Annotated in this window: 26 protein-coding genes and 1 riboswitch; of the genes, 11 read left to right on the top strand and 15 right to left on the bottom strand. The window is 68.0% G+C overall.

Annotated features, from left to right (window positions below):
- Positions 1–132: 132 nt before the first annotated feature.
- Positions 133–1,068: an SdiA-regulated domain-containing protein gene (locus tag ACUTAF_RS00480; RefSeq protein WP_445578140.1), complete on the bottom strand. Its 936-nt coding sequence runs from the start codon at positions 1,066–1,068 to the stop codon at positions 133–135.
- A gap of 411 nt (positions 1,069–1,479) precedes the next feature.
- Between ACUTAF_RS00480 and ACUTAF_RS00475 the strand changes: the two genes are divergently transcribed.
- The 4 genes from ACUTAF_RS00475 (at position 1,480) to ACUTAF_RS00460 (ending at position 6,525) form a co-directional block, all read left to right on the top strand.
- Complete coding sequence (locus ACUTAF_RS00475; protein WP_445578139.1) at positions 1,480–2,967, top strand: SulP family inorganic anion transporter; 1,488 nt, start codon at positions 1,480–1,482, stop codon at positions 2,965–2,967.
- Between the two features lie 14 nt (positions 2,968–2,981).
- Positions 2,982–3,833 (top strand): universal stress protein, encoded by an 852-nt coding sequence (locus tag ACUTAF_RS00470; protein WP_445578138.1) that lies wholly within the window; start codon positions 2,982–2,984, stop codon positions 3,831–3,833.
- A gap of 386 nt (positions 3,834–4,219) precedes the next feature.
- On the top strand, positions 4,220–5,341 hold the full coding sequence (locus ACUTAF_RS00465; protein ID WP_445578137.1) for a GGDEF domain-containing protein: 1,122 nt from the start codon (positions 4,220–4,222) through the stop codon (positions 5,339–5,341).
- 65 nt (positions 5,342–5,406) lie between these two features.
- Positions 5,407–6,525 carry a diguanylate cyclase gene (locus tag ACUTAF_RS00460; protein WP_445578136.1) on the top strand — a complete coding sequence of 373 codons (1,119 nt, stop codon included), beginning with the start codon at positions 5,407–5,409 and terminating at the stop codon, positions 6,523–6,525.
- Positions 6,526–6,705: 180 nt separating this feature from the next.
- On the opposite strand, the gene ACUTAF_RS00455 is transcribed toward ACUTAF_RS00460, so the two are convergent.
- The 13 genes from ACUTAF_RS00455 to nrdR all read right to left on the bottom strand — a co-directional run bounded on the left by ACUTAF_RS00455 (position 6,706) and on the right by nrdR (position 16,674).
- Entirely contained in the window at positions 6,706–7,500 is a 795-nt protein-coding gene (locus ACUTAF_RS00455) for a cobalamin-binding protein (protein WP_445578135.1), read from the bottom strand.
- Entirely contained in the window at positions 7,500–7,913 is a 414-nt protein-coding gene (locus tag ACUTAF_RS00450) for an MFS transporter (RefSeq protein WP_445578134.1), read from the bottom strand. The genes ACUTAF_RS00455 and ACUTAF_RS00450 overlap by 1 nt, the downstream gene beginning before the upstream one ends.
- Positions 7,910–8,530, bottom strand: coding sequence for a GTP cyclohydrolase II (ribA, locus tag ACUTAF_RS00445; protein WP_445578133.1), 621 nt, complete (start codon positions 8,528–8,530; stop codon positions 7,910–7,912). Before ribA ends, ACUTAF_RS00450 begins: the two co-directional genes overlap by 4 nt.
- A 120-nt stretch (positions 8,531–8,650) precedes the next feature.
- Positions 8,651–9,295, bottom strand: a complete 645-nt coding sequence (locus ACUTAF_RS00440) for a retropepsin-like aspartic protease family protein (protein WP_445578132.1) — start codon at positions 9,293–9,295, stop codon at positions 8,651–8,653.
- 17 nt (positions 9,296–9,312) lie between these two features.
- Positions 9,313–10,041, bottom strand: coding sequence for a substrate-binding periplasmic protein (locus ACUTAF_RS00435; protein ID WP_445578131.1), 729 nt, complete (start codon positions 10,039–10,041; stop codon positions 9,313–9,315).
- A gap of 13 nt (positions 10,042–10,054) precedes the next feature.
- On the bottom strand, positions 10,055–10,582 hold the full coding sequence (locus ACUTAF_RS00430; RefSeq protein WP_445578130.1) for a phosphatidylglycerophosphatase A family protein: 528 nt from the start codon (positions 10,580–10,582) through the stop codon (positions 10,055–10,057).
- A 15-nt stretch (positions 10,583–10,597) separates the two neighbouring features.
- Positions 10,598–11,551: a thiamine-phosphate kinase gene (gene thiL, locus ACUTAF_RS00425; protein WP_445578129.1), complete on the bottom strand. Its 954-nt coding sequence runs from the start codon at positions 11,549–11,551 to the stop codon at positions 10,598–10,600.
- 216 nt (positions 11,552–11,767) lie between these two features.
- On the bottom strand, positions 11,768–12,247 hold the full coding sequence (gene nusB / locus ACUTAF_RS00420) for a transcription antitermination factor NusB (protein ID WP_003463208.1): 480 nt from the start codon (positions 12,245–12,247) through the stop codon (positions 11,768–11,770).
- The gene (gene ribH / locus ACUTAF_RS00415; RefSeq protein WP_445578128.1) at positions 12,244–12,720 is read right to left on the bottom strand and encodes a 6,7-dimethyl-8-ribityllumazine synthase; all 477 of its coding nucleotides are present in this window, start codon (positions 12,718–12,720) and stop codon (positions 12,244–12,246) included. Before ribH ends, nusB begins: the two co-directional genes overlap by 4 nt.
- 138 nt (positions 12,721–12,858) lie before the next feature.
- Positions 12,859–13,938: a bifunctional 3,4-dihydroxy-2-butanone-4-phosphate synthase/GTP cyclohydrolase II gene (gene ribBA, locus ACUTAF_RS00410; protein ID WP_445578127.1), complete on the bottom strand. Its 1,080-nt coding sequence runs from the start codon at positions 13,936–13,938 to the stop codon at positions 12,859–12,861.
- 11 nt (positions 13,939–13,949) lie between these two features.
- Complete coding sequence (locus ACUTAF_RS00405; RefSeq protein ID WP_445578126.1) at positions 13,950–14,612, bottom strand: riboflavin synthase; 663 nt, start codon at positions 14,610–14,612, stop codon at positions 13,950–13,952.
- A 123-nt stretch (positions 14,613–14,735) separates the two neighbouring features.
- Positions 14,736–14,878: riboswitch (FMN riboswitch) on the bottom strand.
- Between the two features lie 219 nt (positions 14,879–15,097).
- A complete protein-coding gene (gene ribD, locus ACUTAF_RS00400; RefSeq protein ID WP_445578125.1) occupies positions 15,098–16,210 on the bottom strand; it encodes a bifunctional diaminohydroxyphosphoribosylaminopyrimidine deaminase/5-amino-6-(5-phosphoribosylamino)uracil reductase RibD in 1,113 nt (370 codons plus the stop codon).
- Positions 16,207–16,674 (bottom strand): transcriptional regulator NrdR, encoded by a 468-nt coding sequence (gene nrdR, locus ACUTAF_RS00395; protein ID WP_445578124.1) that lies wholly within the window; start codon positions 16,672–16,674, stop codon positions 16,207–16,209. The genes ribD and nrdR overlap by 4 nt, the downstream gene beginning before the upstream one ends.
- Positions 16,675–16,787: 113 nt before the next feature.
- Between nrdR and ACUTAF_RS00390 the strand changes: the two genes are divergently transcribed.
- Genes ACUTAF_RS00390 through trxA form a run of 3 tightly spaced genes read left to right on the top strand, consistent with a single transcriptional unit; the run spans position 16,788 to position 18,818 of the window.
- A complete protein-coding gene (locus ACUTAF_RS00390) occupies positions 16,788–17,234 on the top strand; it encodes a YbaY family lipoprotein (protein WP_445578123.1) in 447 nt (148 codons plus the stop codon).
- Positions 17,231–17,890, top strand: a complete 660-nt coding sequence (locus tag ACUTAF_RS00385; protein WP_445578122.1) for a class I SAM-dependent methyltransferase — start codon at positions 17,231–17,233, stop codon at positions 17,888–17,890. Before ACUTAF_RS00390 ends, ACUTAF_RS00385 begins: the two co-directional genes overlap by 4 nt.
- Positions 17,891–17,945: 55 nt before the next feature.
- The gene (trxA, locus tag ACUTAF_RS00380; protein ID WP_445578121.1) at positions 17,946–18,818 is read left to right on the top strand and encodes a thioredoxin; all 873 of its coding nucleotides are present in this window, start codon (positions 17,946–17,948) and stop codon (positions 18,816–18,818) included.
- Between the two features lie 137 nt (positions 18,819–18,955).
- Here the strand turns inward: trxA and ACUTAF_RS00375 are convergent, their stop codons facing one another.
- Positions 18,956–19,303, bottom strand: a complete 348-nt coding sequence (locus tag ACUTAF_RS00375) for a hypothetical protein (protein WP_445578120.1) — start codon at positions 19,301–19,303, stop codon at positions 18,956–18,958.
- Positions 19,304–19,414: 111 nt separating this feature from the next.
- On the opposite strand from ACUTAF_RS00375, the gene ACUTAF_RS00370 reads away from it, so the two are divergent.
- The 4 genes from ACUTAF_RS00370 (at position 19,415) to ACUTAF_RS00355 (ending at position 22,657) form a co-directional block, all read left to right on the top strand.
- A complete protein-coding gene (locus ACUTAF_RS00370; protein ID WP_445578119.1) occupies positions 19,415–19,999 on the top strand; it encodes a DUF2796 domain-containing protein in 585 nt (194 codons plus the stop codon).
- 110 nt (positions 20,000–20,109) lie between these two features.
- The gene (locus ACUTAF_RS00365) at positions 20,110–20,817 is read left to right on the top strand and encodes an ABC transporter ATP-binding protein (protein ID WP_445578118.1); all 708 of its coding nucleotides are present in this window, start codon (positions 20,110–20,112) and stop codon (positions 20,815–20,817) included.
- A 1-nt stretch (position 20,818) separates the two neighbouring features.
- Positions 20,819–22,084, top strand: coding sequence for an ABC transporter permease (locus tag ACUTAF_RS00360; RefSeq protein ID WP_445578117.1), 1,266 nt, complete (start codon positions 20,819–20,821; stop codon positions 22,082–22,084).
- Between the two features lie 51 nt (positions 22,085–22,135).
- The gene (locus tag ACUTAF_RS00355; RefSeq protein ID WP_445578116.1) at positions 22,136–22,657 is read left to right on the top strand and encodes a DUF3299 domain-containing protein; all 522 of its coding nucleotides are present in this window, start codon (positions 22,136–22,138) and stop codon (positions 22,655–22,657) included.
- The last annotated feature ends 12 nt before the right edge of the window (positions 22,658–22,669 follow it).

The following is a 22,669-nucleotide window of genomic DNA, read 5'->3' as shown; positions in this document are numbered from 1 at the left end:
GCCAGCCGGGCATGACGCTGCTGCTCGACCACCTCGGCTGGGCCGGTTTTCGCCAGGCGCCGGTCGGCCTCGGCAAGGTCGCCGGGCTGCAGCCGACAGTCGCGGAGAACCGGCCGGTGCGCCGCGGCTGAGTCAGTCGCGCTCGAAGCGGTAGAACAGATTGGGCTCGCTGGCCAGATAGAGATTGCCGCGGTCGTCGAAGGTCACCCCCTCCCCCTGCGGCACGCCGTCGGCCAGCCCGGCGAAACCCTGGAACAGAGAGCGGAAGCTGACCAGTCGGCCGTCGTCGTCCAGCTCGATCAGCAACTGGGATTCGTCACTGAGCAGCACCAGGTGCCCGGTGCGTTCGTCGAAATGCACGGACGACAGGTCGGTGGCGAACGCGATCCGATCGATCCAAGCCTGGCGATCGATGACCTCCAGGTTGAAAGCGCCGGCCAGGCTGCTCTTCAATCCACGGATTTCGTAGAGCTTGCGCGGCGAGTGCTCCTTGACCACGAAAAGGCGGTCGCCGGCGCGATCGTAGCCCAGCCCCTCGAAGCCCTGGTTGTCGCCCTGGCCGATGCCCAGGGTCAGCACCCGGGTATCCTCGCGATACAGCGGACCGGGCGTTTCCGGCACCCGCACCGCCACCAGCGCCTGTCGGCGCTCTTCGGCCAGCAGCAGCAGGCCATCGCCCAGGTAGGTGACGCCCTCGACGTCCTCGAAACCGCTCAGCGGGTAGCGCCCGAGCAACTCGCCGTCCGGGCTCAGGCGCAGCAGTTGCTCGGGGTTGTTGACCACGGCCCAGAGCTGGTCACGGTCATGGTCGTAGCTCAGCCCGGAGAAATTGTCCGTCATCCCAGCCACCGGCTTGGCCTCGATGCTCACCCGGTATTCCGGCAGCCACAGGCTGCGGTGCTCCCAGCGCTCCTCGTGCCAGCTGGTCTTGATCCAGAAGTACAGCCGCTCGTCCAAGTGCAGGGCACGTACCTGATAGGCCGCCAGCAGCACCGACAACAACAGCGCCCATTTCCATGGGCTGATGACAGGTAGCCTTCCTAGCCCCCCCTTGGCAACGGACAGCATCGCTCAGCGCTCGCAGACAGTGGGAAGAACGGCAGTATGTCGGCCCATTGTTGCAGTTGAGCGCGCTTGCCGGCCTCGCAAGAGGCTGCCGTTGGACCAGGCGATTCGGCATGGGTTCGGCCGCGGATTTGGGCGATGACCTAAGCGGGTGCTAGACTTCGCGCCCTTGTTGCAGGTAACGGACTCAGGCAGGTCGCCATGCCCCTGACTCAAGCGTACGACTGGCTGCCTACGCCGCCATAGGTTCTCCCCCCCCTCGCATGCCCGCGCAGCCTCTCGGCTGAGCGCGCGCGCCGCCGCGTATCCGCCACTGCGAATGGCCGGCGCGTCTCCTTTCTCTGCCTTGTCGTCAACCCTTGTCCGCCTCGCGGCTGCGCCAGCTTTGGCGGATTACAACCCTGGAATGCGTCGATGTTGCACAGCCTGAAAAACACCTGGTTCTTCAATATCCGCGGCGACGTGCTCGCCGGCCTGGTCGTGGCCCTGGCACTGATCCCCGAGGCCATCGCCTTCTCCATCATCGCCGGGGTCGACCCCAAGGTCGGCCTCTACGCCTCGTTCTGCATCGCCGTGGTGATCGCCTTCGTCGGCGGCCGCCCGGGCATGATCAGCGCCGCCACCGGGGCCATGGCCCTGGTCATGGTGACGCTGGTGAAAGAGCACGGCCTGCAATACCTGCTGGCCGCCACCCTGCTCACCGGCGTGCTGCAGATCGGCGCCGGCTACCTGAAGCTGGGCTCGCTGATGCGCTTCGTCTCGCGCTCGGTGGTCACCGGCTTCGTCAACGCCCTGGCGATCCTGATCTTCATGGCCCAGTTACCCGAACTCACGAATGTGACTTGGCATGTGTACGCCATGTGCGCCGCGGGCCTGGGCATCATCTACCTGTCCCCCCATGTGCCGAAGCTGGGCAAGGTCATCCCCTCGCCGCTGGTGTGCATCCTGGCGATGACCGCCGTGGCCATGTATCTGGGCCTGGATATCCGCACCGTCGGCGACATGGGCGAGCTGCCCGATACATTGCCGATCTTCCTCTGGCCGGACGTGCCGCTGACCCTGCAAACCCTGGCGATCATCTTCCCCTATTCGGCGGCGCTGGCGGTGGTCGGCCTGCTGGAATCGATGATGACCGCCACCATAGTCGACGACCTGACCGACACCGACAGCGACAAGAACCGCGAGTGCAAGGGCCAGGGCGTGGCCAATATCGCCTCCGGCCTGCTCGGCGGCATGGCCGGCTGCGCGATGATCGGCCAGTCGGTGATCAACGTGAAATCCGGCGGCCGCGGCCGCCTGTCGACCCTGGTGGCCGGCAGCGTGCTGCTGCTGATGGTGGTGTTCCTCTCCGACTGGGTCAGCCAGATCCCCATGGCGGCGCTGGTGGCGGTGATGATCATGGTGTCGATCGGCACCTTCAGCTGGGACTCGATCCGCAACCTGCGCACCTTCCCGCTGTCGACCAACCTGGTGATGCTGGCCACCGTGGCGGTGACCGTCTATACCCACAACCTGGCCTACGGCGTGTTCGTTGGCGTGCTGCTGGCGGCGATGTTCTTCGCCAACAAGATCGGCCACTTCCTCTATATCAGCTCGGCCATCGACGCCGACGGTCGCCAGCGCCGCTACCAGGTGGTCGGCCAGGTGTTCTTCGCTTCCGCCGACAAGTTCGTCGCTGCCTTTGATTTCAAGGAAGCGGTGGCTAAGGTGAGCATCGACCTGTCGCGCGCGCACTTCTGGGACATCACCGCCGTCGCCGCGCTGGACAAGGTGGTGATCAAGCTGCGCCGCGAGGGCACCGAAGTGGAAGTGCGGGGCCTGAACCAGGCCAGCGCCACCATCGTCGACCGCTTCGGCGTGCACGACAAGGACAGCGCCACCGACCTGCTGTCGGGCCACTGAGAAGGAGAACGACAATGATCCAGGTAATGGCTTGTATCGACGGTTCCCTGTCCTCCCCGGCGGTATGCGACTACGCCGCCTGGGCCAGCCTGCGCCTCGACGCGCCGCTGACCCTGCTGCACGTGCTCGACCACAGGCAGTACCCGCCGCGCAGCGACCTGTCCGGCAATATCGCCCTGGGCAGCCGCGAACAGCTGCTGCGGGAGCTGGCCGACCTCGACGAACGGCGCAGCAAGCTGGCGCTGGAGCAGGGCCGCCTGGCCCTGGAGGCAGCCAAGGAACGCGCCCAGCGCGACGGCGTGACCAACCCGCAATTGCGTCAGCGCCACGGCGACCTGGCCGACAGCCTGCGCGAACTGCAAGGCGAGATCCGCCTGCTGGTGATCGGTCGCCAGGGCGAGACCAGCGACAGCGCCAGCCAGCTGGTGGGCAGCCAGCTGGAGAGCGTGATCCGCACCCTGCACCGGCCGATCCTGGTCACGCCCGGCCAGTTCCAGGCGCCACGCAGCCTGATGCTGGCCTACGACGGCAGCGCCACCTGCGACAAGGGCGTCGACCTGCTCGCCGCCAGCCCGCTGTTCCAGGGCCTGCCGATCCATCTGGTGATGGTCGGCGCCGACAGCGGCGACGCCCGTGCCCAGCTGGAGCAGGCCAAGCAGCGCCTGGTCGCCGGCGGTCACGAGGTGCAGGTGGCGATCCGCGCCGGCGAGGTGGAACCGACCCTGCACGCCTATCAGGCCGAGCAGGGCATCGACCTGCTGGTGATGGGTGCCTACGGCCACTCGCGCATTCGTCAGTTCCTGGTCGGCAGCACCACCACGCATATGCTGCAGAGCAGCAGCAGCCCCTTGCTGCTGCTGCGCTGAAATGGCCGGGGCGGACGTCGCCCGCTTTCACGCGCTGCTGGCCGAGCGGGACACGCAGTCCCACGATCGGCCAGAGCGCGGTCCGCCGCCTGTGGCGCCTGGATGCGCTGCAGCAGGCGATGCCCGACACCGTACGGCAGCGCGCGAACCTCTGTTCCTCGCCTTAAGGCGCCTGGAGCAGGACGACTAGGGCTTCTGCCGGCATGCGGCGAAGCCGTGACGGCGGCGCGCCTGCCGATAGGCTCCGCCTGTGCCCTGTGCATCGCCTGCGCCGAGCGAGCGAACGCACTCCCGCCTGACGAGCGGCAGCCCCATACTGGCCAAAGGACAGCCCTGTGGTCGCAAAAGGCGCTATGCTCGGCCAAGCCGCTGCTGTGATCACAAACATGACCGACGCCGACGTACCGCGCCATCCCGAAGCCTTTGCCCTGTGGCGCGAAGTGCAGGACACCCGCGTCCGTACCCGCCTGGGTGGCTTCTACTATCTATTGGCCTGGCTGCTGGCCTGGCTGTTCAGCGCCGACCCGCTCGCCCTGCTGGCCAGCGGCCTGGGCGGTAGTGCGCTGTTCGCCGCGCTGCTGCTGGCACGCCAGCTGCACTGCGCGGAGCTTGGCGATAACCCGGTCCAACTGCAGCGCTGGCTCGACCAGCACTGGGCCCTGCTGCTGCTCACCGCACTGGCCTGGGGCCAGGCCCACGCCTGGATCCTCTACCGCGCCGAATTCGCCGACTCGGCACTGATCGCCACGCTCGCCACCATCGCCTTCTGCACGGCGATGACCTTCAACTTCGCCATGCGCAGGCAGCGCGCCCTGCTCGCCATCGCACTGCTCTACCTGCCCGGCCTGGCGGTACTGGCGCTGGACTGGACGCGGCAACTGGCGCTGCTGGTGACCCTGAGCTGCTACCTGAGCTACCTGCTGCTGGTGCTTGGCCGCAGCCATCGCGAATACCGCGCCACCCTCGCCATGGAACTCAAGCTGCTGGAACAGCAGGCGCGCCTGGATCTGCTCAGTCGCACCGACAGCCTGACCCAGCTGGGCAACCGCTATCAGTTCAATACGCTGTTCCCCGCCCTGGTGGCCGGCGCCCAGCGCCGCGGCGAGCCGCTGTCGCTGGTGCTGCTGGATATCGACTGGTTCAAGCGGATCAACGACGAGCACGGCCATACCAGCGGCGACGCCTGCCTGCAGGCGTTCGCCGAACGCCTGCGCAAGGTGTTCCGCCGCGACGGCGATGCCCTGCTGCGTCTCGGCGGCGAGGAGTTCGGCGTGCTGATGCCGAACACCAACCTGATCCAGGCCGCCGCCCTGGCCGAGCGCTTTCGCCAGGATCTGGCGCACAACGGCCTGCACCTGAACGGGCGACAGCTGCCGCTGACCGCCAGCCTCGGCGTCGGCAGCTTCGATGTGGAAATGGACGACGACGCCGACGCCTTCTTCCGCCGCGTCGACCGCGCCCTGTACCGCGCCAAGGCGCAGGGCCGCGACCGCCTGGTGCAGGCGTGACGACCAGCCTAGCCAAATGCCATCACTCGACTAGGCTGATGCTGTAAGCCCCGGAGTACGCAGCCATGCGGCCTGAAGTGAAGATGTCCAGCAGCGCCTTCAAGCTGTGGCGCGAGGCGAACGACATGCACGCGCGCTCGCGCTTCGGCGGCTTCTACTACCTGCTCGCCTGGTGCCTGCTGTGGCTGACCAGTCGCACGCCGACGCAGAACCTCTGGTTGTGGCTGGCAGGCGGCGTGCTGCTGCTGGCGTTCGTCATGCTGCGCATCGCCCATGAGCCACGCGGCCACCAGCTCGAAGCCGACCTGGGCCAATGGCTGCGCCGCCACTGGCAGCTGATGCTGCTGCAGGCGTTGATCTGGGGCCTGATGCTGGCCGGCGTGGAGCTGAGCCAGGCACTGCAGGTCTCGCACCTGATGGTGATGCTCACCGCGGTGGTGTTCGCCACCGCGATGGCCTTCACCTTCCCGATGCGCCGCAGGCCGTGCGCGGTCGGCATGCTGCTGATCTACCTGCCGGCCACCGCGGTGAAGTTCTGGCACGAGCGCGAGACCCCCGCCGAATCGGCGGCGCTGCTGATGTACCTGGCCTACATGATGCTGTTTCTCCACCGCTGGCACCGCGAATACCGCATCGGCCTGGAGCGCGAGATGCGCCTGCGCCAGCACAGCGAGGAACTCGACCAGCGCAGCCGCACCGACGCGCTCACCGGCCTGGGCAACCGTTACCAGTTCAACGTGCTGCTGGCCAACTGGCTGGCCGCGGTGCGCCGCCAGCACAGCCCGCTGGCCCTGGTGCTGATCGACATCGACTGGTTCAAGCAGGTCAACGATAGCCACGGCCACCGCGCCGGCGATCTGTGCCTGCACCTGTTCGCCGAACGCATGCGCAAGGTGTTTCGCCGCGACAGCGATGTCCTGCTGCGCCTGGGCGGCGAGGAGTTCGCCGTACTGATGCCGAACACCAGCCTGGAGCAGGCGCTGCAACTGGCCGAACGCTTTCGCAGCGAGCTGGAACAGCAGCCACTGCAGCTGCCAGCGCTGTCGTTGTCGATCACCTGCAGCATCGGCGTGGGCGATTACCTGCCGCTGTGCGACGACTCGCCGGAAGCCTTCTACAAGCGCGTCGACGATGCGCTCTACCAGGCCAAGAGCAAGGGCCGCAACCGCGTGGAACTGGCCTAGGGCGCCCCGGTCCTGCGTCTCCGGCTAGGGAAACTCTGAAATAGCCGTCATTCCCGCGCAGGCTTTGTCGCTGAACAGCGCTTGCGCTGGCCCGAAGGGGAATAATCCACAACCTGCGTAATCCCTGGGCTCCCGCCTTCGCGGGAGTGACGATGAATGGCTTTTTCAGAACTTCCCTAGCTAGGGTACCGTCGCCAAGCGCTGGCACAGCCGCTCGATGGCGCCGAGCATCTGCCAGCTGGGCCGTTCCAGGCCCTTGTCCGGCACCGCCCAGACCTGCCCTCGGCGCACCGCCTGCAGCTGCGGCCAGGCCTGCCACAGCGTCAGCTCCGCGTTGCTGCCGCCGAGAATCACCTCGGGGTCGCGCGCCAGCACCGATTCGATGCCGACCTGTGGCGCCGGCTGCGGCAGGTCGGCAAACAGGTTGCGCGCGCCGCACACCGCCAGGGCGTCGCCGATCAATTGCTCGCCGCCGATGGTGTACAGCGGTTGGTGCCAGATCTGGTAGAACACCGCGATCGGCCGCTCGCGCCGGTAGCGTTGCCGCAGCACGGCGAGCTCGGCGCGAAACGCCGCCGCCAGGCGCTGACCCCGCTCGGGGCGACCAATCCGCTCGGCGATGCCGAGGTAGGCCTCGGCCAGTTGCTCGAGACGACTCGGCTCGATCAGCAGCAAGGGGATGCCGAAGTGCTGCAGCTGCGCCTGCTGCGCCGGCGGCACGCTGCCCGGAGCAGTCAGGATCAGGTCGGGCGAAAGCTGCAGCAGGCTTTCGAATTCCAGCTGGCCATAGCGGCCGACGGTGGGCAGGTGCGCCAGCGCGGCGGGACGTTCGTCGCCTTCGAGCACGCCCACCAGCAGATCGCCGGCCTGAAGATCGAGCATGATCTCGCTGAGCGACGGCGCCAGGCTGATCACCCGCTCCGCAGCCGCCAGCGGCGGCGCCAGCAGGCACAGGGCGAGCAGCAGCGTGCGCATCAGCCGAGCTGGCGGGGAATGCGGTAGAGGCAGTGCAGCACGATGGTCGACAGCGCCAGCAGCACCAGCGGCACCGCTTCCAGCCCGGCCAGCACCGCCAGGGCGGCGATCCAGGCCGGCAGCGCGGCGCCGAGCAGCGCGCGCAAACGCACGCGATCCAGCTCCAGCCAGGCGGCCGGCTCGGCGTCGCTGTCCAGGGCTTTGTCGGTGGCGATCAGCGCACGCTTGTAGGCGGCGAACAGCGGCAGGCTGACGAACATCGAGGCCAGCCCGGCGACGAACAGCGGCAGGCTCAGCACCGTAGTGGCGCCGCCGCCGAACAGCAGGTTGAAGACGAACAAGGGTGCCAGGGCCACGCCCAGCTGGCGCCACCAGGCGAGCGCCAGACGGCGCTTGACCTGGCCGCGGGTCACAGGCTGTCCTCGGCCTCGCCCTGGTGCTGGTTGCCCAGCATATGCCCGAGCTTGCCGGCCTTGGTGGCGAGGTAGCGCTTGTTGTAGGGGTTGTGCTCGATCTGCAGCGGGACGCGATGATCCACATTGATGCCCATCTCGCCCAGCGCCTTGACCTTGCGCGGATTGTTGGTCATCAGTTTGAGACTCTTGATGCCCAGATGCTCGAGCATCGGCTGGCAGATCGCGTAGTCGCGCTGGTCGGCGCCGAAGCCCAGGCGCTCGTTGGCTTCGACGGTGTCGGCGCCGCCATCCTGCAGTTCGTAGGCACGGATCTTGTTCAGCAGGCCGATACCGCGGCCCTCCTGGCGCAGGTAGAGCAGCACGCCGCGACCTTCCTGGGCGATGGCCTGCAGCGCCGCCTGCAGCTGTGCGCCGCAATCGCAGCGCAGGCTGAACAGGGCGTCGCCGGTCAGGCACTCGGAGTGCAGACGCCCGAGCACCGGCGCGCCGTCGGCCACCTCGCCGAAGGTCAGGGCGACGTGTTCCTTGCCGGTGGCCTGGTCGAGGAAACCGTGCATGGTGAACACACCGAAGGGCGTGGGCAGTTGGGAGGCGGCGACGAACACGACGGACACCGGATACTCCTGGCAATGAATACGAAACGGGGCGGCATTGTAGCAGCAGGCCCAGGCCGCGGGTCAGTCAGAAATGCCGATCATCAGCATCGAAAGCGTCGCCCTCGCGCCTGATCGAGCCTACAGCTTGGACTCCAGCACCAGCATGCCCTGCTCCTCGCGCCAGCCGACCCGGCCGAGGAAGCTCATGCCCAGCAGGGCGTCGTGCGGCGCACCGCCCTCGAGCACCACGGCCTCGACGCCGAGCACTTCCAGTTCGCCGACCTTCACCCGATCCAGGTTGACCTGCCAGCCACGCGCGATGCCGCTGGCCGTGTTGACCTGCAACGGCCGGCCCTTGACCCGGTAGTCGATGCCCAGGCGGCGAGCGTGGGCGTCGTTGAGAGCGACCGAGGTGGCGCCGGTGTCGACCAGAAACTGCACGCTCTGACCATTGACCGAGCCGGCCACCCAATAGTGGCCGCCGACCCCCTTGGCTATGCTCAAGCGCTTCTTCACCGGCTCGGCGAAGCCGGTACTGTACTCGCGGCTCAGCGGGTAGGCCCGCTCGACGCCCTCGACGCGCAGCACCGCGCCCTGCTTGTCGACGCTGACCACCTGCACCCCGCCCGGCCCGCTCTGGCCGACCCGTACCAGCTTGCGCTGGCCGTCGACGTTGAGCACCGCGGCGCCGGGGAACAGGCCGACCACCTGGACCTGCGAGACGGCCCAGCACGGCGCACCGAACAGCAGGCAGAGGGCAACGAGGCAGTGGCGAAAATGCATGGCTAACGGTCTCCCGGCTAGTCGAAGGGATAGGGTTGCTGCCAACGCTCGAAGATCGGCCGCAGGGTACCGGCCTCGACCAGCAGCGTCATGCGTCGGTCGTAGAGCGCGGCCAGCGCACGCCCCCTGGGATTGTCGGCGAAACCGAGGTACAGCGGCAGCGAGGTCAGATCGACTACCTGGTAGCGGTCGCTGCCCGGCACGGCGGCCAGCACGTCCTCGACCTCGGTGCGGGCATCGATATAGAAGTCGGCATGGCCGTAGTCGAGCATGGCGAGGATACCGCTATGCCGATGAATTTCCCGGTAGTGCTGCACATTCGGCAGGTAGCGCTGGTACTCGTAACCGCGCATCCATACCAGGCGCAGGTCGCCGAGGCGATCCAGGCTCGGCGCCGGTCTGCCGCTCAGGCCCAGGGCGCTGACCTGATCGGCGTCATAGTGCCAGTGCGGGTAGTACACCCGTTCTTCGACCTCGTTGAGGTAGGAGCCGACCCAGGCGTCGACCTCGCCACGCTGGACCAGGCCGACGGAACGGGTGTAGGGAACGCTTTGCCTGCGCAAGGCGACGCCGGCCGGCTCGAACACCAGGCGCAGGATGTCCCAGGCCAGGCCGGTGCCGTCGGCGTTGGTATGGTCCTCCCAGACTTCGCTGGCCACGCGCACCTCGCTCGGCTGCTCGGGCTCGGCGTGCGCCGCCAGTGCCGCAACCAGGCCCAGCAGCAGCGCCAACAGCCGGGTCGCCATTGTCATCGTCTTTCTAGAAGCCCAACACCGCCGCATACCGCCCCCAGCTCCAGACCAGCCCCTGCATGGCCAGCCAGGCGAATACCCCGGCGATCACGTCGTCGAGCATGATGCCGACGCCGCCGTGCACGTGGCGGTCGATCCAGCGGATCGGCCAGGGCTTGACGATGTCGAACAGGCGGAACATCAGAAAGCCCAGCAGTAGCCAGCCCCAGCCCTCCGGAACCAGCCAGAGGGTGATCCACATGCCGACCATCTCGTCCCAGACGATGCCCTCGTGATCGTGGACCCGCAAGTCGTCGGCAACCTTGCCGCACAGCCAGAAGCCGAACAGCATGGTCACTCCGAGCATCAGCCAGTAGCCCCAGTCCGGCAGCATCTGCCACAGCGGCACGAACGGCAGCGCCACCAGCGAACCCCAGGTGCCCGGCGCCTTGGGCAGGGTACCGGAGCCGAAGCCGAAGGCGATGAAATGCCAGGGATTGCGCCAGACAGAAGGGGGTACGTACTCGGCGGGAACCTGGTTGGGGTGATCGGTCACGCGGCATCCATCCTGTCAGAAATGTTGGTAGCCGCCGCGCGGCGACAGCATGGCCCGCCCCTGCGCGTCCAGCAGTTGCACGCCGCTACCGGCCAGCACACGGCCGATGACCTGCACCTCGGGCCACTCGGCCTGCACCTCCGCGAGCAGCGCCGGCGGCAGGGTAAAGGCCAGGCGGTAGTCGTCGCCACCGCTCAGCGCACAGGCCAGTGCCTGCTGCTCGCCGGCGAAGGCGCGCAGCGCCGCGGACAAGGGTAGACGTGCCGACTCCACCTGCAGGGCGACGCCCGACGCCTGGGCGATATGCCCGCAATCGGCAAGCAGGCCGTCGGAGATATCCAGCGCCGCCGTCGCCCGCCCACGCAGGGCCTGGCCCAGCGCCAGCTGCGGCTGCGGCGACCAGTAGCGCGCCAGCAGCGGTTCGGCGATCTCGGCGGCCGCCTCGCGCTGACCCAGCACCAGCGGCAACGCACCGGCCGCATCGCCGAGGCTGCCGCCGACGCAGAGCAGATCACCGACCCGCGCGCCACAGCGAGTCAGCGCCTGACCGGCCGGCACCCGACCGAATACGCTCAGGGTCAGGCTCAGCGGGCCGCGGGTCGTATCGCCGCCGACCAGGGTCAGCGCACAGCTCTGCGCCATGGCCTGCAGGCCGCGCGCGAAAGCCGCCAGCCAGGCTTCGCTGGCGGTCGGCAGGGTCAGGGCCAGGGTAAAGGCCAGCGGCGTGGCGCCCATGGCGGCCAGGTCGCTGGTCGACACCGCCAGTGCGCGCTGTCCGAGGAGGAAGGGATCGCAGGGATCGGGGAAATGCACCCCGGCGACCAGGCTGTCGGTGGACACCGCCAGCTGCTCGCCGGCGGCCAAGGCCAGCAGCGCGCAGTCGTCGCCGATACCGCGGACCACGCCGTCGCCGCCCTGGGCGCAGGGGGCGGCGGCGAAGTAGTGGCGGATCAGCTCGAACTCACCCATGGGCTGGCAACGATCCGCTGCGCGTCGGCCCTGCTGCGTTAGCAGCAGGTTCGCAAAGCCGCTTGCGGCTAACGCACTTAGGTGCGGCCCCGAAGGGGCGAGCGAAGCGAGTCATGCTCATTAGCGACAGCACAGCAGCACACTGCGCTTGCTCGCCTACTTCTGCCTTGCAGGACTCGAGCTCGCAAGAGCGTAAATCAAGCATCCGGACAGACCTCAACGCTTGTTAGCGTTGACTTCGGCCGCACGCAGCTTGGGCGCCAACTTGTCGAGGATGCCATTGACGAACTTGTGCCCGTCGGTGGCGCCGAACACCTTGGCCAGCTCGATACCTTCGTTGATCACCACCTTGTAAGGCACGTCGACGCGGTTCTTCAGCTCGTAGGTGGACAGGCGCAGGATGGCCAGCTCGACCGGATCGATCTCTTCCAGCGGGCGGTCGAGCAACGGCGTGAAGGCCTCGTCCAGCTCGGTCTTCTGCCGCGGCACGCCGTGCAGGATCTCGTGGAAGTAGGCGCCGTCGACCTTGCTGAAGTCGTTGTCGACGCGAAACTGCGCTTCGATCTCGTTCAGCGGCTGGCCGGCGATATGCCAGGAGTACAGGGCCTGCATGGCCAGGGTGCGGGCCTCGCGGCGAGCGAGAATCTTGCCGCTGGGGCCCTTCTTGGCCGGCTGGCCGTTACCGGAGTTGCTCACTTGGCCTCCAACTGCGCCAGCAGACTGACCATTTCCAGGGCAGACAGCGCAGCTTCGGCACCCTTGTTACCTGCCTTGGTGCCGGAACGTTCGATGGCTTGTTCGATGGAATCGACGGTCAGCACGCCGAAGGCGACCGGTACGCCGTACTCCATGGAGACCTGGGCCAGGCCCTTGGTGCACTCGCCGGCGACGTATTCGAAGTGCGGAGTACCGCCACGGATCACCGCGCCGAGGGCGATGATCGCCGCGAACTCGCCGCGCTGGGCGACCTTCTGGGTGACCAGCGGAATCTCGAAGGCACCCGGGGCGCGGATGATGGTGATGTCGCTCTCGCTCACGCCATGGCGGACCAGCGCGTCGATGGCGCCGCTGACCAGGCTCTCGACGACGAAGCTGTTGAAACGGCCCACCACCAGGGCGTATTTGCCCTGCGGGGCGATGAAGGTACCTTCGATGGTCTTCAGGGTCATGACGGGTCTCACATGGGTTAAAGAGCCGGGGCGGCGGTGCGCTCCGAAAAATAAAATTCGTGCTCCCTGGGGAGCGGGCTTTGCTCCCCTCTCCCATAAATGGGAGAGGGTCATCAGCTTTGGCCCTTCGGGCCGCTGTCAGTCAGCCGGCAGGTATTCTACAACCTCGAGATCGAAGCCGGATATCGCGTTGAACTTCATCGGCGAGCTCAGCAGGCGCATCTTGCGCACACCGAGGTCGCGCAGGATCTGCGAGCCGGCGCCCACCGTGCTGTAGGTGGCCGGGGTCGCCGGTTGCTGGCGGCCGAGGTGGGCCAGCAGCTCCGGGCCGGTCAATGGGTTACCCAGCAGCAGCACCACGCCGCTGCCAGCCTTGGCCACCTCGGCCATGGCCGCGCGCAGGCTCCAGCGTCCCGGCTGGTTGACCAGGAACAGGTCGCGCAGCGGGTCCATGTTGTGCACCCGCACCAGGGTCGGCTCCTCGGCGCAAATGCTGCCCAGGGTCAGCGCCATGTGCGCGGTGTCTTCCACCGCGTCGCGGTAGGTGACCAGATTGAACTGGCCCAGCTCGGTATCCAGCGGCTGCTCGCTGATGCGCTCGACGGTGCGCTCGTGGATCAGGCGGTAGTGGATCAGGTCGGCGATGGTGCCGATCTTCAGGCCGTGCTGTTCGGCGAAGGCCTCCAGCTCCGGGCGACGGGCCATGGTGCCGTCGTCGTTCATGATCTCGCAGATCACCCCGGAAGGTTCGTAGCCGGCCATACGCGCCAGGTCGCAGGCCGCCTCGGTGTGGCCGGCACGCGCCAGCACGCCGCCGGGCTGGGCCATCAGTGGGAAGATATGGCCGGGGCTGACGATATCCTCGGCCACCGCGCTCTTCGCCACCGCGGCCTGCACGGTGCGCGCGCGGTCGGCGGCGGAGATGCCGGTGGTCACGCCCTCGGCCGCCTCGATGGAGACGGTGAACTTGGTGCCGAAACCGGAGCCGTTGCGCGGCGCCATCAGCGGCAGCTTGAGCAGCTCGCAGCGCTCGCGGGTCATCGGCATGCAGATCAACCCCCGCGCGAAGCGGGCCATGAAGTTGATATGTTCGGCGGTGACGCACTCGGAGGCGATGATGATATCTCCCTCGTTCTCGCGGTCCTCGTCATCCATGAGGATGACCATCTTGCCGGCGCGGATGTCTTCGATCAGTTCTTCTGCGGTATTCAGGGCCATGGCGGCGCGTCTCACTTGTTCAGGTAGCCGTGTTCGGCGAGAAAGCTTGCGGTCAGGCCTGAGGCCTTGGGCTCGGCGGCCTTGTCGCCGAGCAGCAGGCGCTCCAGGTAGCGCGCCAGCAGGTCGACCTCGAGGTTGACCTTACGCCCGGCCTGGTAGTCGACCATGATGGTCTCGGCCAGGGTGTGCGGCACTATGGTCAGCTCGAACTCGGCGCCGTCCACCGCGTTGACGGTCAGGCTGGTGCCGTCGACGGTGATCGAGCCCTTGTGCGCGATGTACTTGGCCAGCTCGCGCGGCGCGCGCACCCTGAACTGCACGGCACGAGCGTTATCGGCGCGAGAGACAACCTCGCCGACGCCGTCGACATGGCCGCTGACCAGATGGCCGCCGAGGCGGCTGGTGGGGGTCAGGGCCTTTTCCAGATTGACCGCGCTGCCGGGCTTGAGGTCGACGAAGGCGGTGCGCGCCAGGGTCTCGCGGCTGACGTCGGCCCAGAAGCCGTCGCCGGGCAGCTCCACCGCGGTCAGGCACACGCCGTTGACCGCGATGCTGTCGCCGAGCTTGACGTCGCCCAGGTCGAGCTTGCCGGTGGCCACGTAGAGACGCACGTCGCCACCCTTGGGGGTCATGGCGCGGATGCTGCCGATGGCTTCGATTATGCCGGTGAACATGCGCCCTCCGAACCTGGCGTGAAGATGATGCACAGCATGGATGAACTCCTGTTTTGGTCAAAAACAGGGCAATGCCGATCGATAGGGATTTCACGGACGCGCACGCGGCGCCCGAGGAGGGAATCCCGCTCTCTCTTTATCCGGACTATACCGTCGGCCCCGGAATCGCACCGGGTCTGCTGACCTCGCCGAAACGAGCGCTCGCGGGCTAGGCAGAATCCGCCATTACCGCCGGTGGGGAATTCCACCCCGCCCTGAGAACGTTGCGGCCAGTCGCCCGGCCGAGTGGCGTTTTACCATATTTATCGCCGCACCGCATGACCCCAGGGGGACGCCGTGTCGACCTGCCGTCGGCAGGTTGGGCTAAGGAGCCTGCGACCAAGCCCAACATGGGCGTGGGGATCGCCGGGATCGTGGAGAATGCCAAGATCGCCGGGCGGGGCGCGGCGCGCTCCCGGTTGGGCTTCGCTGCGCCCAGCGGCAAACTACGGCTTGGGCACCGCGGTGATCTGCCAGTCGTCGCCCACGGCGCGGATATCGAGAATCTGCAACTCCGGCGCCTCGGCCATCCGATTGAGCGGCAGGTCGAGCAGCGGCCGGGCGTTGCAGCCAAGCAACTTGGGCGCCATGAAGATGCGGTACTCATCCACCAGCGCGGCGCGGGCGAAGGCGCCGGCCAGACGCGGTCCGGCTTCGACCAGCACCTCGTTGGCACCCCGCGCGGCCAGCTCCTCGAGCAGCCTGCGCAGGTTGACATGGCCATTGCTGCCGGGCACGGCGAGCAGTTCGTGGCCTTCCTCCCGATAGCGGTCGCGAGCGAGCGCAGCGGCGCAGGTCGCCACCAGCGCCGGCCCGACCTGGAAGAACGCCTTGTCCAGCGGTACGCGCAGGCGCCCGTCGACCAGCACGCGCAAGGGCGGGCGGCGCTGCGCCAGGGCCGTCAGCTCGGCGCCCAGGCCCAGCTCGTCGGGGCGCACGGTGAGCCGGGCGTCATCGGCCAGTACGGTGTCGGCGCCACTCAGCACCACGCTGGCCTGGGCCCGCAGGCGCTGCACCTCCGCGCGCGCGGCCGGGCCGGTGATCCACTGGCTCTCGCCGCTGGCCATGGCAGTGCGCCCATCCAGACTCATCGCCAGCTTGACCCGCAGCAGCGGCAGCCCCGTTTCCATGCGCTTGATGAAGCCGGCATTGAGCGCGCGCGCCTCGCTTTCCAGCACGCCCGCCAGCACCTCGATACCGGCCTCGGCCAGGCGCCGCAGGCCATTGCCGGCAACCTGCGGATTGGGATCCTGCATGGCCGCCACTACCCTGCCGACGCCGGCGGCGATCAGCGCATCGGCGCAGGGCGGCGTACGCCCGTGGTGACTGCAGGGCTCCAGGGTGACGTAGGCGGTGGCACCACGCGCCAGCTCGCCGGCCTGGCGCAACGCGTGCACCTCGGCATGCGGCTCGCCGGCACGGGCATGCCAGCCTTCGCCGACGATGCGCCCGTCACGCACGATGACGCAGCCGACGCGCGGATTGGGATGGGTGGAATACAGGCCCTTGCGCGCCAGCTCGAGGGCGCGCGCCATGAAGGCGTGATCGCAGGGGCTCATCGGCTTTTCGACGGCTCGCGGGCCAGGCGCTCGATTTCCTCGCGGAACTCGTTGAGATCCTGGAAGCGCCGATACACCGAGGCGAAACGGATATAGGCGACCTCGTCGAGCTTGTGCAGCTCGCTCATCACCAGTTCGCCGAGCACCAGCGACTTGACCTCGCGCTCGCCGGTGGCGCGCAGCTGCTGCTTGATCCGGGCGATGGCTTCCTCGAGACGCTCGACGCTCACCGGGCGCTTCTCCAGCGCGCGCTGCATGCCGGCACGCAGCTTGTCCTCGTCGAACGGCTGGCGGCTGCCGTCCTGCTTGATCAGGCGCGGCATCACCAGCTCGGCGGTCTCGAAGGTGGTGAAGCGTTCGCCGCAGGCCAGGCACTCGCGGCGGCGGCGCACCTGGTCGCCCTCGGCGACCAGGCGCGAATCTATGACTTTGGTGTCGTTGGCGGCGCAGAAGGGACAGTGCATGGCAGACGCTGGCAGGTGGCGGCGAAGGCGCCATGGTAGCGCATCGCGGCCTCAAGACAAGCCGCCGGCTTTGCGCTATACAGACGCCCGCGCCATCGACTTGACCGAAGCTCATGAACAGACGCCACGCCCTTTTTTCGCTTGCCCTGTGCGGCCTGCTGACCGCCTGCGGCAGCGCCCCCGTCGCCCCGCCGCCGGCGCCCGCCAGCCCGGCCGCGGCGCCTGCCGCCGAACCCGCGGCGCCGGCCAGCCACCAGCCCAGCCTGCGCGGCGAGCTGCTGGGGGTTGCCGCCGGCGCGGAGGTGGAACTGGCACTGCTGGTGGTCGATGCGCGTGGGCGGCCCGGTCAATTGCTCAGCAGCCTGCAGCTGCGCGGCGACGGCAGCCCCCTGCGCTTCGCCCTGCCCTTCGCGCCGGAGGCCTTTCCTTTGGATCGCCGGGTCGAACTGCGCGGCCGCGTCAGCCAGTCCGGGCGCCTGGTCCAGCGCCTGCCGGCACAAACCATCGCCGCCCCGCAGAACCGTGACCTCGGCCCGCTGCGCCTGGTACCGGCACCATGAGCGCCCCGGCATCCCTGCAAGGCGCCCTGAGCGAACTGCTCGGCGACGCCCGCCTGGTGGCCGAGAGGCTGCCCGGCAGCGATATCGCCCTGTGGCTGATCGACGCCGGCAATATGGACCGCGCCTTCAGCCCCGAGGAGACCCGGCGCATCCTCGAGGAGCCGCCCTACTGGTGCTTCTGCTGGGCCAGCGGCCTGGTGCTGGCGCGCTGGCTGGCCGCGCGCCCCGAATGGGTGCGCGGCAAGCGCGTGCTGGACTTCGGCGCCGGCAGTGGCGTGGCCGCCATCGCCGCGGCCAGGGCCGGCGCCGCCGAGGTGGTGGCCTGCGACCTCGACCCGCTGGCCCTGGCCGCCTGTCGCGCCAATGCCGAGCTCAACGGCGTCACGCTGAGTTATTCGGCGGATTTCTTCGCCGAGGCCGACCGCTACGACCTGATCCTGGTGGCCGACGTGCTCTACGACCGCGCCAACCTGCCACTGCTGGATCATTTCCTCAGCCGCGGGCGCCAGGCACTGGTGGCCGACTCGCGGGTCAAGGACTTCCGCCACCCGCTGTACCGCCGCTTGGCGCTGCTCGATGGCTGCACCTGGCCGGATCTGGCCGAGCCGAGCGAATTCCGCCAGGTCAGCCTGTACTACGCCGAGCGCCCCTTGTAACCGCGCCCCGGCGCCCGCATTAATAGATGCATTCACGCCCCTTTCGAGACCGACCATGAGCGATTCCCCCTACATCTTCGACATCTCCGGCGCCGCCAACTTCGAACAGCTGGTGATCGAGAACTCCTTTCACAAGCCGGTGCTGGTGGACTTCTGGGCCGAATGGTGCGCGCCGTGCAAGGCGCTGATGCCGATGTTGGCGAAGATCACCGAGGAGTACGCCGGCGAGCTGCTGCTGGCCAAGGTCAACTGCGATATCGAGCAGGACATCGTCATGCGCTTTGGCATCCGCAGCCTGCCCACCGTGGTGCTGTTCAAGGACGGCCAGCCGGTGGACGGTTTCGCCGGCGCCCAGCCGGAGGCGGCGATTCGCGAGATGCTCAAACCCCATGTGGCCGAGCCGGCGCCGGCCGCCGCCGACCCGCTGGAGGCCGCTCAGGCGCTGTTCGCCGAGGGCCGCTTCGCCGACGCCGAGGCGCTGCTCAAGCAGATCCTCACGGAAAACAACGAGAACGCCGCGGCGCTGATCCTCTATGCGCGCTGCCTGGCCGAGCGCGGCGAGCTGGGCGAAACCGAGGCGGTGCTGAATGCGGTCAAGGGCGACGAACACAAGCAGGCGCTGGCCGGCGCCAAGGCGCAACTGACCTTCCTGCGTCAGGCCGCTGACCTGCCGGAGGTGGCCACGCTGAAAAGCCGCCTGGCCCAGGACGCCGGCGACGACGAGGCGGCCTATCAACTGGCCGTGCAGCAACTGGCGCGCCAGCAGTACGAACCGGCGCTGGAGGCACTGCTCAAGCTGTTCGTGCGCAACCGCAGCTACCAGGACGGCCTGCCGCACAAGACCCTGCTGCAGGTGTTCGACCTGCTCGGCGGCGACCATCCGCTGGTCACCACCTACCGCCGCAAGCTGTATCAGGCGATCTACTGACAGCAGCGGCAGGCCTCAAGCCGTAGGGTGGAGAACCGCGTAGCGTTTTCCACCCCCTGGCGTGATCGGCGACGCCGGCAAGCGGTGGACAAGCTTCGCGTTGTCCACCCTACTCGCTCTTACTTGCAGCTTGTGGCTTACAGCTGCTCTTGCCAGTGATAGATCGGCGCATCGGCGCCGGTTTCCATGCGGATCTGCGCGCAGTGGCGCAGGCGCACCAGCAGGCGCTTGCCCGCGGCCTCGCCCCCGGCCAGCGCGGCCAGTTGTCCGAGCAGGCGCGGCCCCTCCACCTGGCCGGCGTCGCGCACCAGTTGCAGCGCGGTCTGCCAGAGCGCGTCGCCTGCCACCGCCGCGGCAACCGGCGCAGTCGCCTCGGCCACAGGCGCAGCGGTCAGCCCACCCGCCAGGCGCGCCCAATCCTCGGCATCCAGTTCCAGGGTCAGATCCACCGGCCAGTCACCGATCCGCCCGCGTATACGCACCATAACCACCCCTCCATTCGAAGCGCTCATGCTCCCATGCGGTCCGGATGCTGGCCAGCCCGATATAAAAGTTGTTATAACGTAACGATTCTATTAACCGCGCCGGAGACCCCCATGCGCCGACTGCTGCTCGCCCTGCCCTTCGCTCTGCTGCCCCTGGCCGCCGCCCAGGCCGCCCAACATCAACACGACCACGCCCATGAACACGAGCACGGCCAAGACAGTCTCGGCGCCCATGAACATGGCGTCGCCAGCCTCAACGTCGTGCTCGACGGAAAGACCCTGGAGCTGCAGCTGGAAAGCCCGGCGATGAACCTGGTGGGCTTCGAGCACGCCGCCAGCAGCGCTGCCGACAAGGCCAAGGTGGCCGCCGCCAAGGTCGAGCTGGAACAGCCGCTGACGCTGTTCGCCCTGGCCGCCGGAGGCTGCAAGGTCAGCGAAACGGAGCTGGAAGGCGCACTGCTGGACAGCGATGCGCATCATGAACATGAACACGAGGACGAGCATGAGGGCGAGCACAGCGAGATCCACGCCCACTACCAGTTCGACTGCGCCAAGGCCGACGAACTGAAGCAGCTGGATCTGAGCGAACTGTTCAAACGTTTCCCCGCCACCGAGAAGATTCAGGTACAACTGATCGGCCCCAGCGGCCAGCAGGGCGCCGAACTGACGCCCGCGCAGCCGCGCCTGAACTTCTGAAGCCGTAGGGTGGATGACGCTCTTCTCATCTACCGCGAGATCTCCATGGTGGATGGGTGAAGCGTCGTCCACCCTACGCGCTGGCCCATCAATCACCCGATAGCCGGACCATGACCCAAGCTCTGATCGAACTCGCCGACCTCGGCTTCGCCTGGCCCGGCCAGGCGCAATTGCTGGACATCCCCCACTTCACCCTCGAACGCGGCGAGACGCTGTTCCTCAAGGGCCCCAGCGGCAGCGGCAAGACCACCTTGCTCGGCCTGCTCGGCGGCGTGCAGAAGGCCGAACGCGGGCATATCCGCCTGCTCGGCCAGGACCTCGGCCAGCTCTCGGCCGGCGCCCGCGATCATTTTCGCGTCGATCACACCGGCTACATCTTCCAGCAGTTCAACCTGCTGCCCTTTCTCTCGGTGCGCGACAACGTCGAGCTGCCCTGCCGCTTCTCACGTCTGCGTGCAGAACGCGCGCGCCAGCGCCATGGCAGTATCGACGACGCCGCCGCCGCGCTGCTCGATCACCTCGGCCTGCGCGCGGAACTGCTCGATCGCCGCGCCGATGCCCTGTCGATCGGCCAGCAGCAGCGCGTCGCCGCCGCGCGCGCGCTGATCGGCCAGCCGGAACTGGTGATCGCGGACGAACCGACCTCGGCGCTGGACTTCGACGCCCGCGAGGCTTTCCTCCGCCTGCTCTTCGCCGAATGCCGCGAGGCCGGCGCCAGCCTGCTGTTCGTCAGCCACGACCAGAGCCTGGCGCCGCTGTTCGATCGCAGCCTGTCGCTGGCCGAACTGAACCGCGCCGCACGACCCCAGGAGGCCTGAGATGCATCTGATCCGCATCGCCCTGGCCAGCCTGGCCAACCGCCGCTTCACCGCCCTGCTCACGGTGTTCGCCATCGCCCTGTCGGTCTGCCTGCTGCTGGCCGTCGAGCGAGTGCGCACCGAGGCCCGCGCCAGCTTCGCCAACACCATCAGCGGCACCGACCTGATCGTCGGCGCGCGTTCGGGCAGCGTCAATCTGCTGCTGTACTCGGTGTTCCGCATCGGCAACGCCACCAACAACATCCGCTGGGACAGCTTCGAGCGCTTCGCCGGGCACCGTCAGGTGAAGTGGGCCATCCCCATCTCCCTCGGCGACTCGCACCGCGGCTATCGGGTGATGGGCACCAGTGCCGACTACTTCGAGCACTACCGCTACGCCCGCAGCCAGCCGCTGCAACTGGCCCAGGGCCGCGCCTTCGCCGAGGACCCGTTCGAGGTGGTGCTCGGCGCCGAAGTGGCCCAGGCCCTGGGCTACGGCCTCGGCGAGCGGATCGTGCTGGCCCATGGCGTGGCCCGCATCAGCCTGGTCAAGCACGAAGACAAGCCGTTCACCGTGGTCGGCATCCTCGCCCGCACCGGCACGCCGGTGGACCGCACCCTGCATATCTCCCTGGCCGGCATGGAGGCGCTGCACGTCGACTGGCGCAGCGGCATGCCGGCGCGCGGCGCGGCGCAGGTCAGCGCCGAGCAGGCGCGCGCCATGGATCTGCAACCCAAGCAGATCACCGCGATGCTGCTCGGCCTGAACAGCAAGATCGCCACCTTCAGCCTGCAGCGCGAGATCAACGAGTTCCGCGGCGAGCCGCTGCTGGCGATCCTGCCCGGGGTGGCCCTGCAGGAGCTGTGGAGCCTGATGGGCACCGCCGAACAGGCGCTGTTCGTGGTCTCGCTGTTCGTCGTGCTGACCGGCCTGATTGGCATGCTGACGGCGATCCTGACCAGCCTCAACGAGCGCCGTCGCGAGATGGCCATCCTGCGGTCGGTGGGCGCGCGGCCCTGGCATATCGCCAGCTTGCTGGTGCTGGAGGCCTTCGCCCTGGCCCTGGCCGGCACGCTGCTCGGCCTGGCGTTGCTGTACCTGGGCATCGCCGCCAGCCAGGGCTACGTGCAGGCCAACTACGGCCTGTATCTGGCGCTCAATGCCCCGTCGAGTTACGAATGGACGCTGCTGGCGGGGATTCTCGGCGCCGCCCTGCTGATGGGCAGCGTGCCGGCCTGGCGTGCCTATCGGCAATCGCTGGCCGACGGGCTGTCGATCCGGCTGTAACTAGCGATTCGCCTGTACACTGTGCAGGCGAATCCCCCCAAGAGGTAGCCCATGTCCCGCCCCCTGCTCGCCACCCTGCTGCTGACCCTGGCGCTGCCGCTGGCCGCCGCCGAGGTGCGCGAACTCACCTGGTCCGAACTGGTGCCGGCCGATGCACCGCCGCAGCAGGCGGAGGCCGCACCTATCCATGACCTGTCGCAACTGGCCGACGCCCTGGCCGAGTCCGGCCCGGCAGCCATGCAGCAGTCGCCCGCCGCCCCCGTGGTCAAGGAGCTCGACGGCCAGCAGGTCAAGCTACCCGGCTACATCGTGCCGCTGGACGTGACCGATGAAGGCCGCGTGGTGGAATTTTTGCTGGTGCCCTACTTCGGTGCCTGCATCCATGTCCCGCCGCCGCCGTCGAACCAGATCGTGCATGTCACCAGCGAACTGGGCGTGCTGCTCGATGCGCTGTATCAGCCGTTCTGGATCGAGGGCGCGCTGAAGGTCGAGCATGTCAGCAGCGAGCTGGCCGAGGTCGGCTACCAGATGACGGCAGAGAAGATCTACGCCTACGAGCTGCCGGAGAGCTGAGGCGCGCCTCGC

Source organism: Pseudomonas sp. SP16.1 (genome assembly GCF_052682975.1).
This window is presented reverse-complemented; position numbering and strand designations above follow the sequence as displayed.

Coding starts and splice junctions, on each gene's coding strand:
- ACUTAF_RS00480 (WP_445578140.1), bottom strand. CDS start 1,068: ATGCTGTCCGTTGCCAAGGGGGGGCTAGGAAGGCTACCTGTCATCAGC.
- ACUTAF_RS00475 (WP_445578139.1), top strand. CDS start 1,480: ATGTTGCACAGCCTGAAAAACACCTGGTTCTTCAATATCCGCGGCGAC.
- ACUTAF_RS00470 (WP_445578138.1), top strand. CDS start 2,982: ATGATCCAGGTAATGGCTTGTATCGACGGTTCCCTGTCCTCCCCGGCG.
- ACUTAF_RS00465 (WP_445578137.1), top strand. CDS start 4,220: ATGACCGACGCCGACGTACCGCGCCATCCCGAAGCCTTTGCCCTGTGG.
- ACUTAF_RS00460 (WP_445578136.1), top strand. CDS start 5,407: ATGCGGCCTGAAGTGAAGATGTCCAGCAGCGCCTTCAAGCTGTGGCGC.
- ACUTAF_RS00455 (WP_445578135.1), bottom strand. CDS start 7,500: ATGCGCACGCTGCTGCTCGCCCTGTGCCTGCTGGCGCCGCCGCTGGCG.
- ACUTAF_RS00440 (WP_445578132.1), bottom strand. CDS start 9,295: ATGCATTTTCGCCACTGCCTCGTTGCCCTCTGCCTGCTGTTCGGTGCG.
- ACUTAF_RS00435 (WP_445578131.1), bottom strand. CDS start 10,041: ATGGCGACCCGGCTGTTGGCGCTGCTGCTGGGCCTGGTTGCGGCACTG.
- thiL (WP_445578129.1), bottom strand. CDS start 11,551: ATGGGTGAGTTCGAGCTGATCCGCCACTACTTCGCCGCCGCCCCCTGC.
- ribH (WP_445578128.1), bottom strand. CDS start 12,720: ATGACCCTGAAGACCATCGAAGGTACCTTCATCGCCCCGCAGGGCAAA.
- ribBA (WP_445578127.1), bottom strand. CDS start 13,938: ATGGCCCTGAATACCGCAGAAGAACTGATCGAAGACATCCGCGCCGGC.
- ACUTAF_RS00405 (WP_445578126.1), bottom strand. CDS start 14,612: ATGTTCACCGGCATAATCGAAGCCATCGGCAGCATCCGCGCCATGACC.
- ribD (WP_445578125.1), bottom strand. CDS start 16,210: ATGAGCCCCTGCGATCACGCCTTCATGGCGCGCGCCCTCGAGCTGGCG.
- nrdR (WP_445578124.1), bottom strand. CDS start 16,674: ATGCACTGTCCCTTCTGCGCCGCCAACGACACCAAAGTCATAGATTCG.
- ACUTAF_RS00390 (WP_445578123.1), top strand. CDS start 16,788: ATGAACAGACGCCACGCCCTTTTTTCGCTTGCCCTGTGCGGCCTGCTG.
- ACUTAF_RS00385 (WP_445578122.1), top strand. CDS start 17,231: ATGAGCGCCCCGGCATCCCTGCAAGGCGCCCTGAGCGAACTGCTCGGC.
- trxA (WP_445578121.1), top strand. CDS start 17,946: ATGAGCGATTCCCCCTACATCTTCGACATCTCCGGCGCCGCCAACTTC.
- ACUTAF_RS00375 (WP_445578120.1), bottom strand. CDS start 19,303: ATGGTGCGTATACGCGGGCGGATCGGTGACTGGCCGGTGGATCTGACC.
- ACUTAF_RS00370 (WP_445578119.1), top strand. CDS start 19,415: ATGCGCCGACTGCTGCTCGCCCTGCCCTTCGCTCTGCTGCCCCTGGCC.
- ACUTAF_RS00365 (WP_445578118.1), top strand. CDS start 20,110: ATGACCCAAGCTCTGATCGAACTCGCCGACCTCGGCTTCGCCTGGCCC.
- ACUTAF_RS00360 (WP_445578117.1), top strand. CDS start 20,819: ATGCATCTGATCCGCATCGCCCTGGCCAGCCTGGCCAACCGCCGCTTC.
- ACUTAF_RS00355 (WP_445578116.1), top strand. CDS start 22,136: ATGTCCCGCCCCCTGCTCGCCACCCTGCTGCTGACCCTGGCGCTGCCG.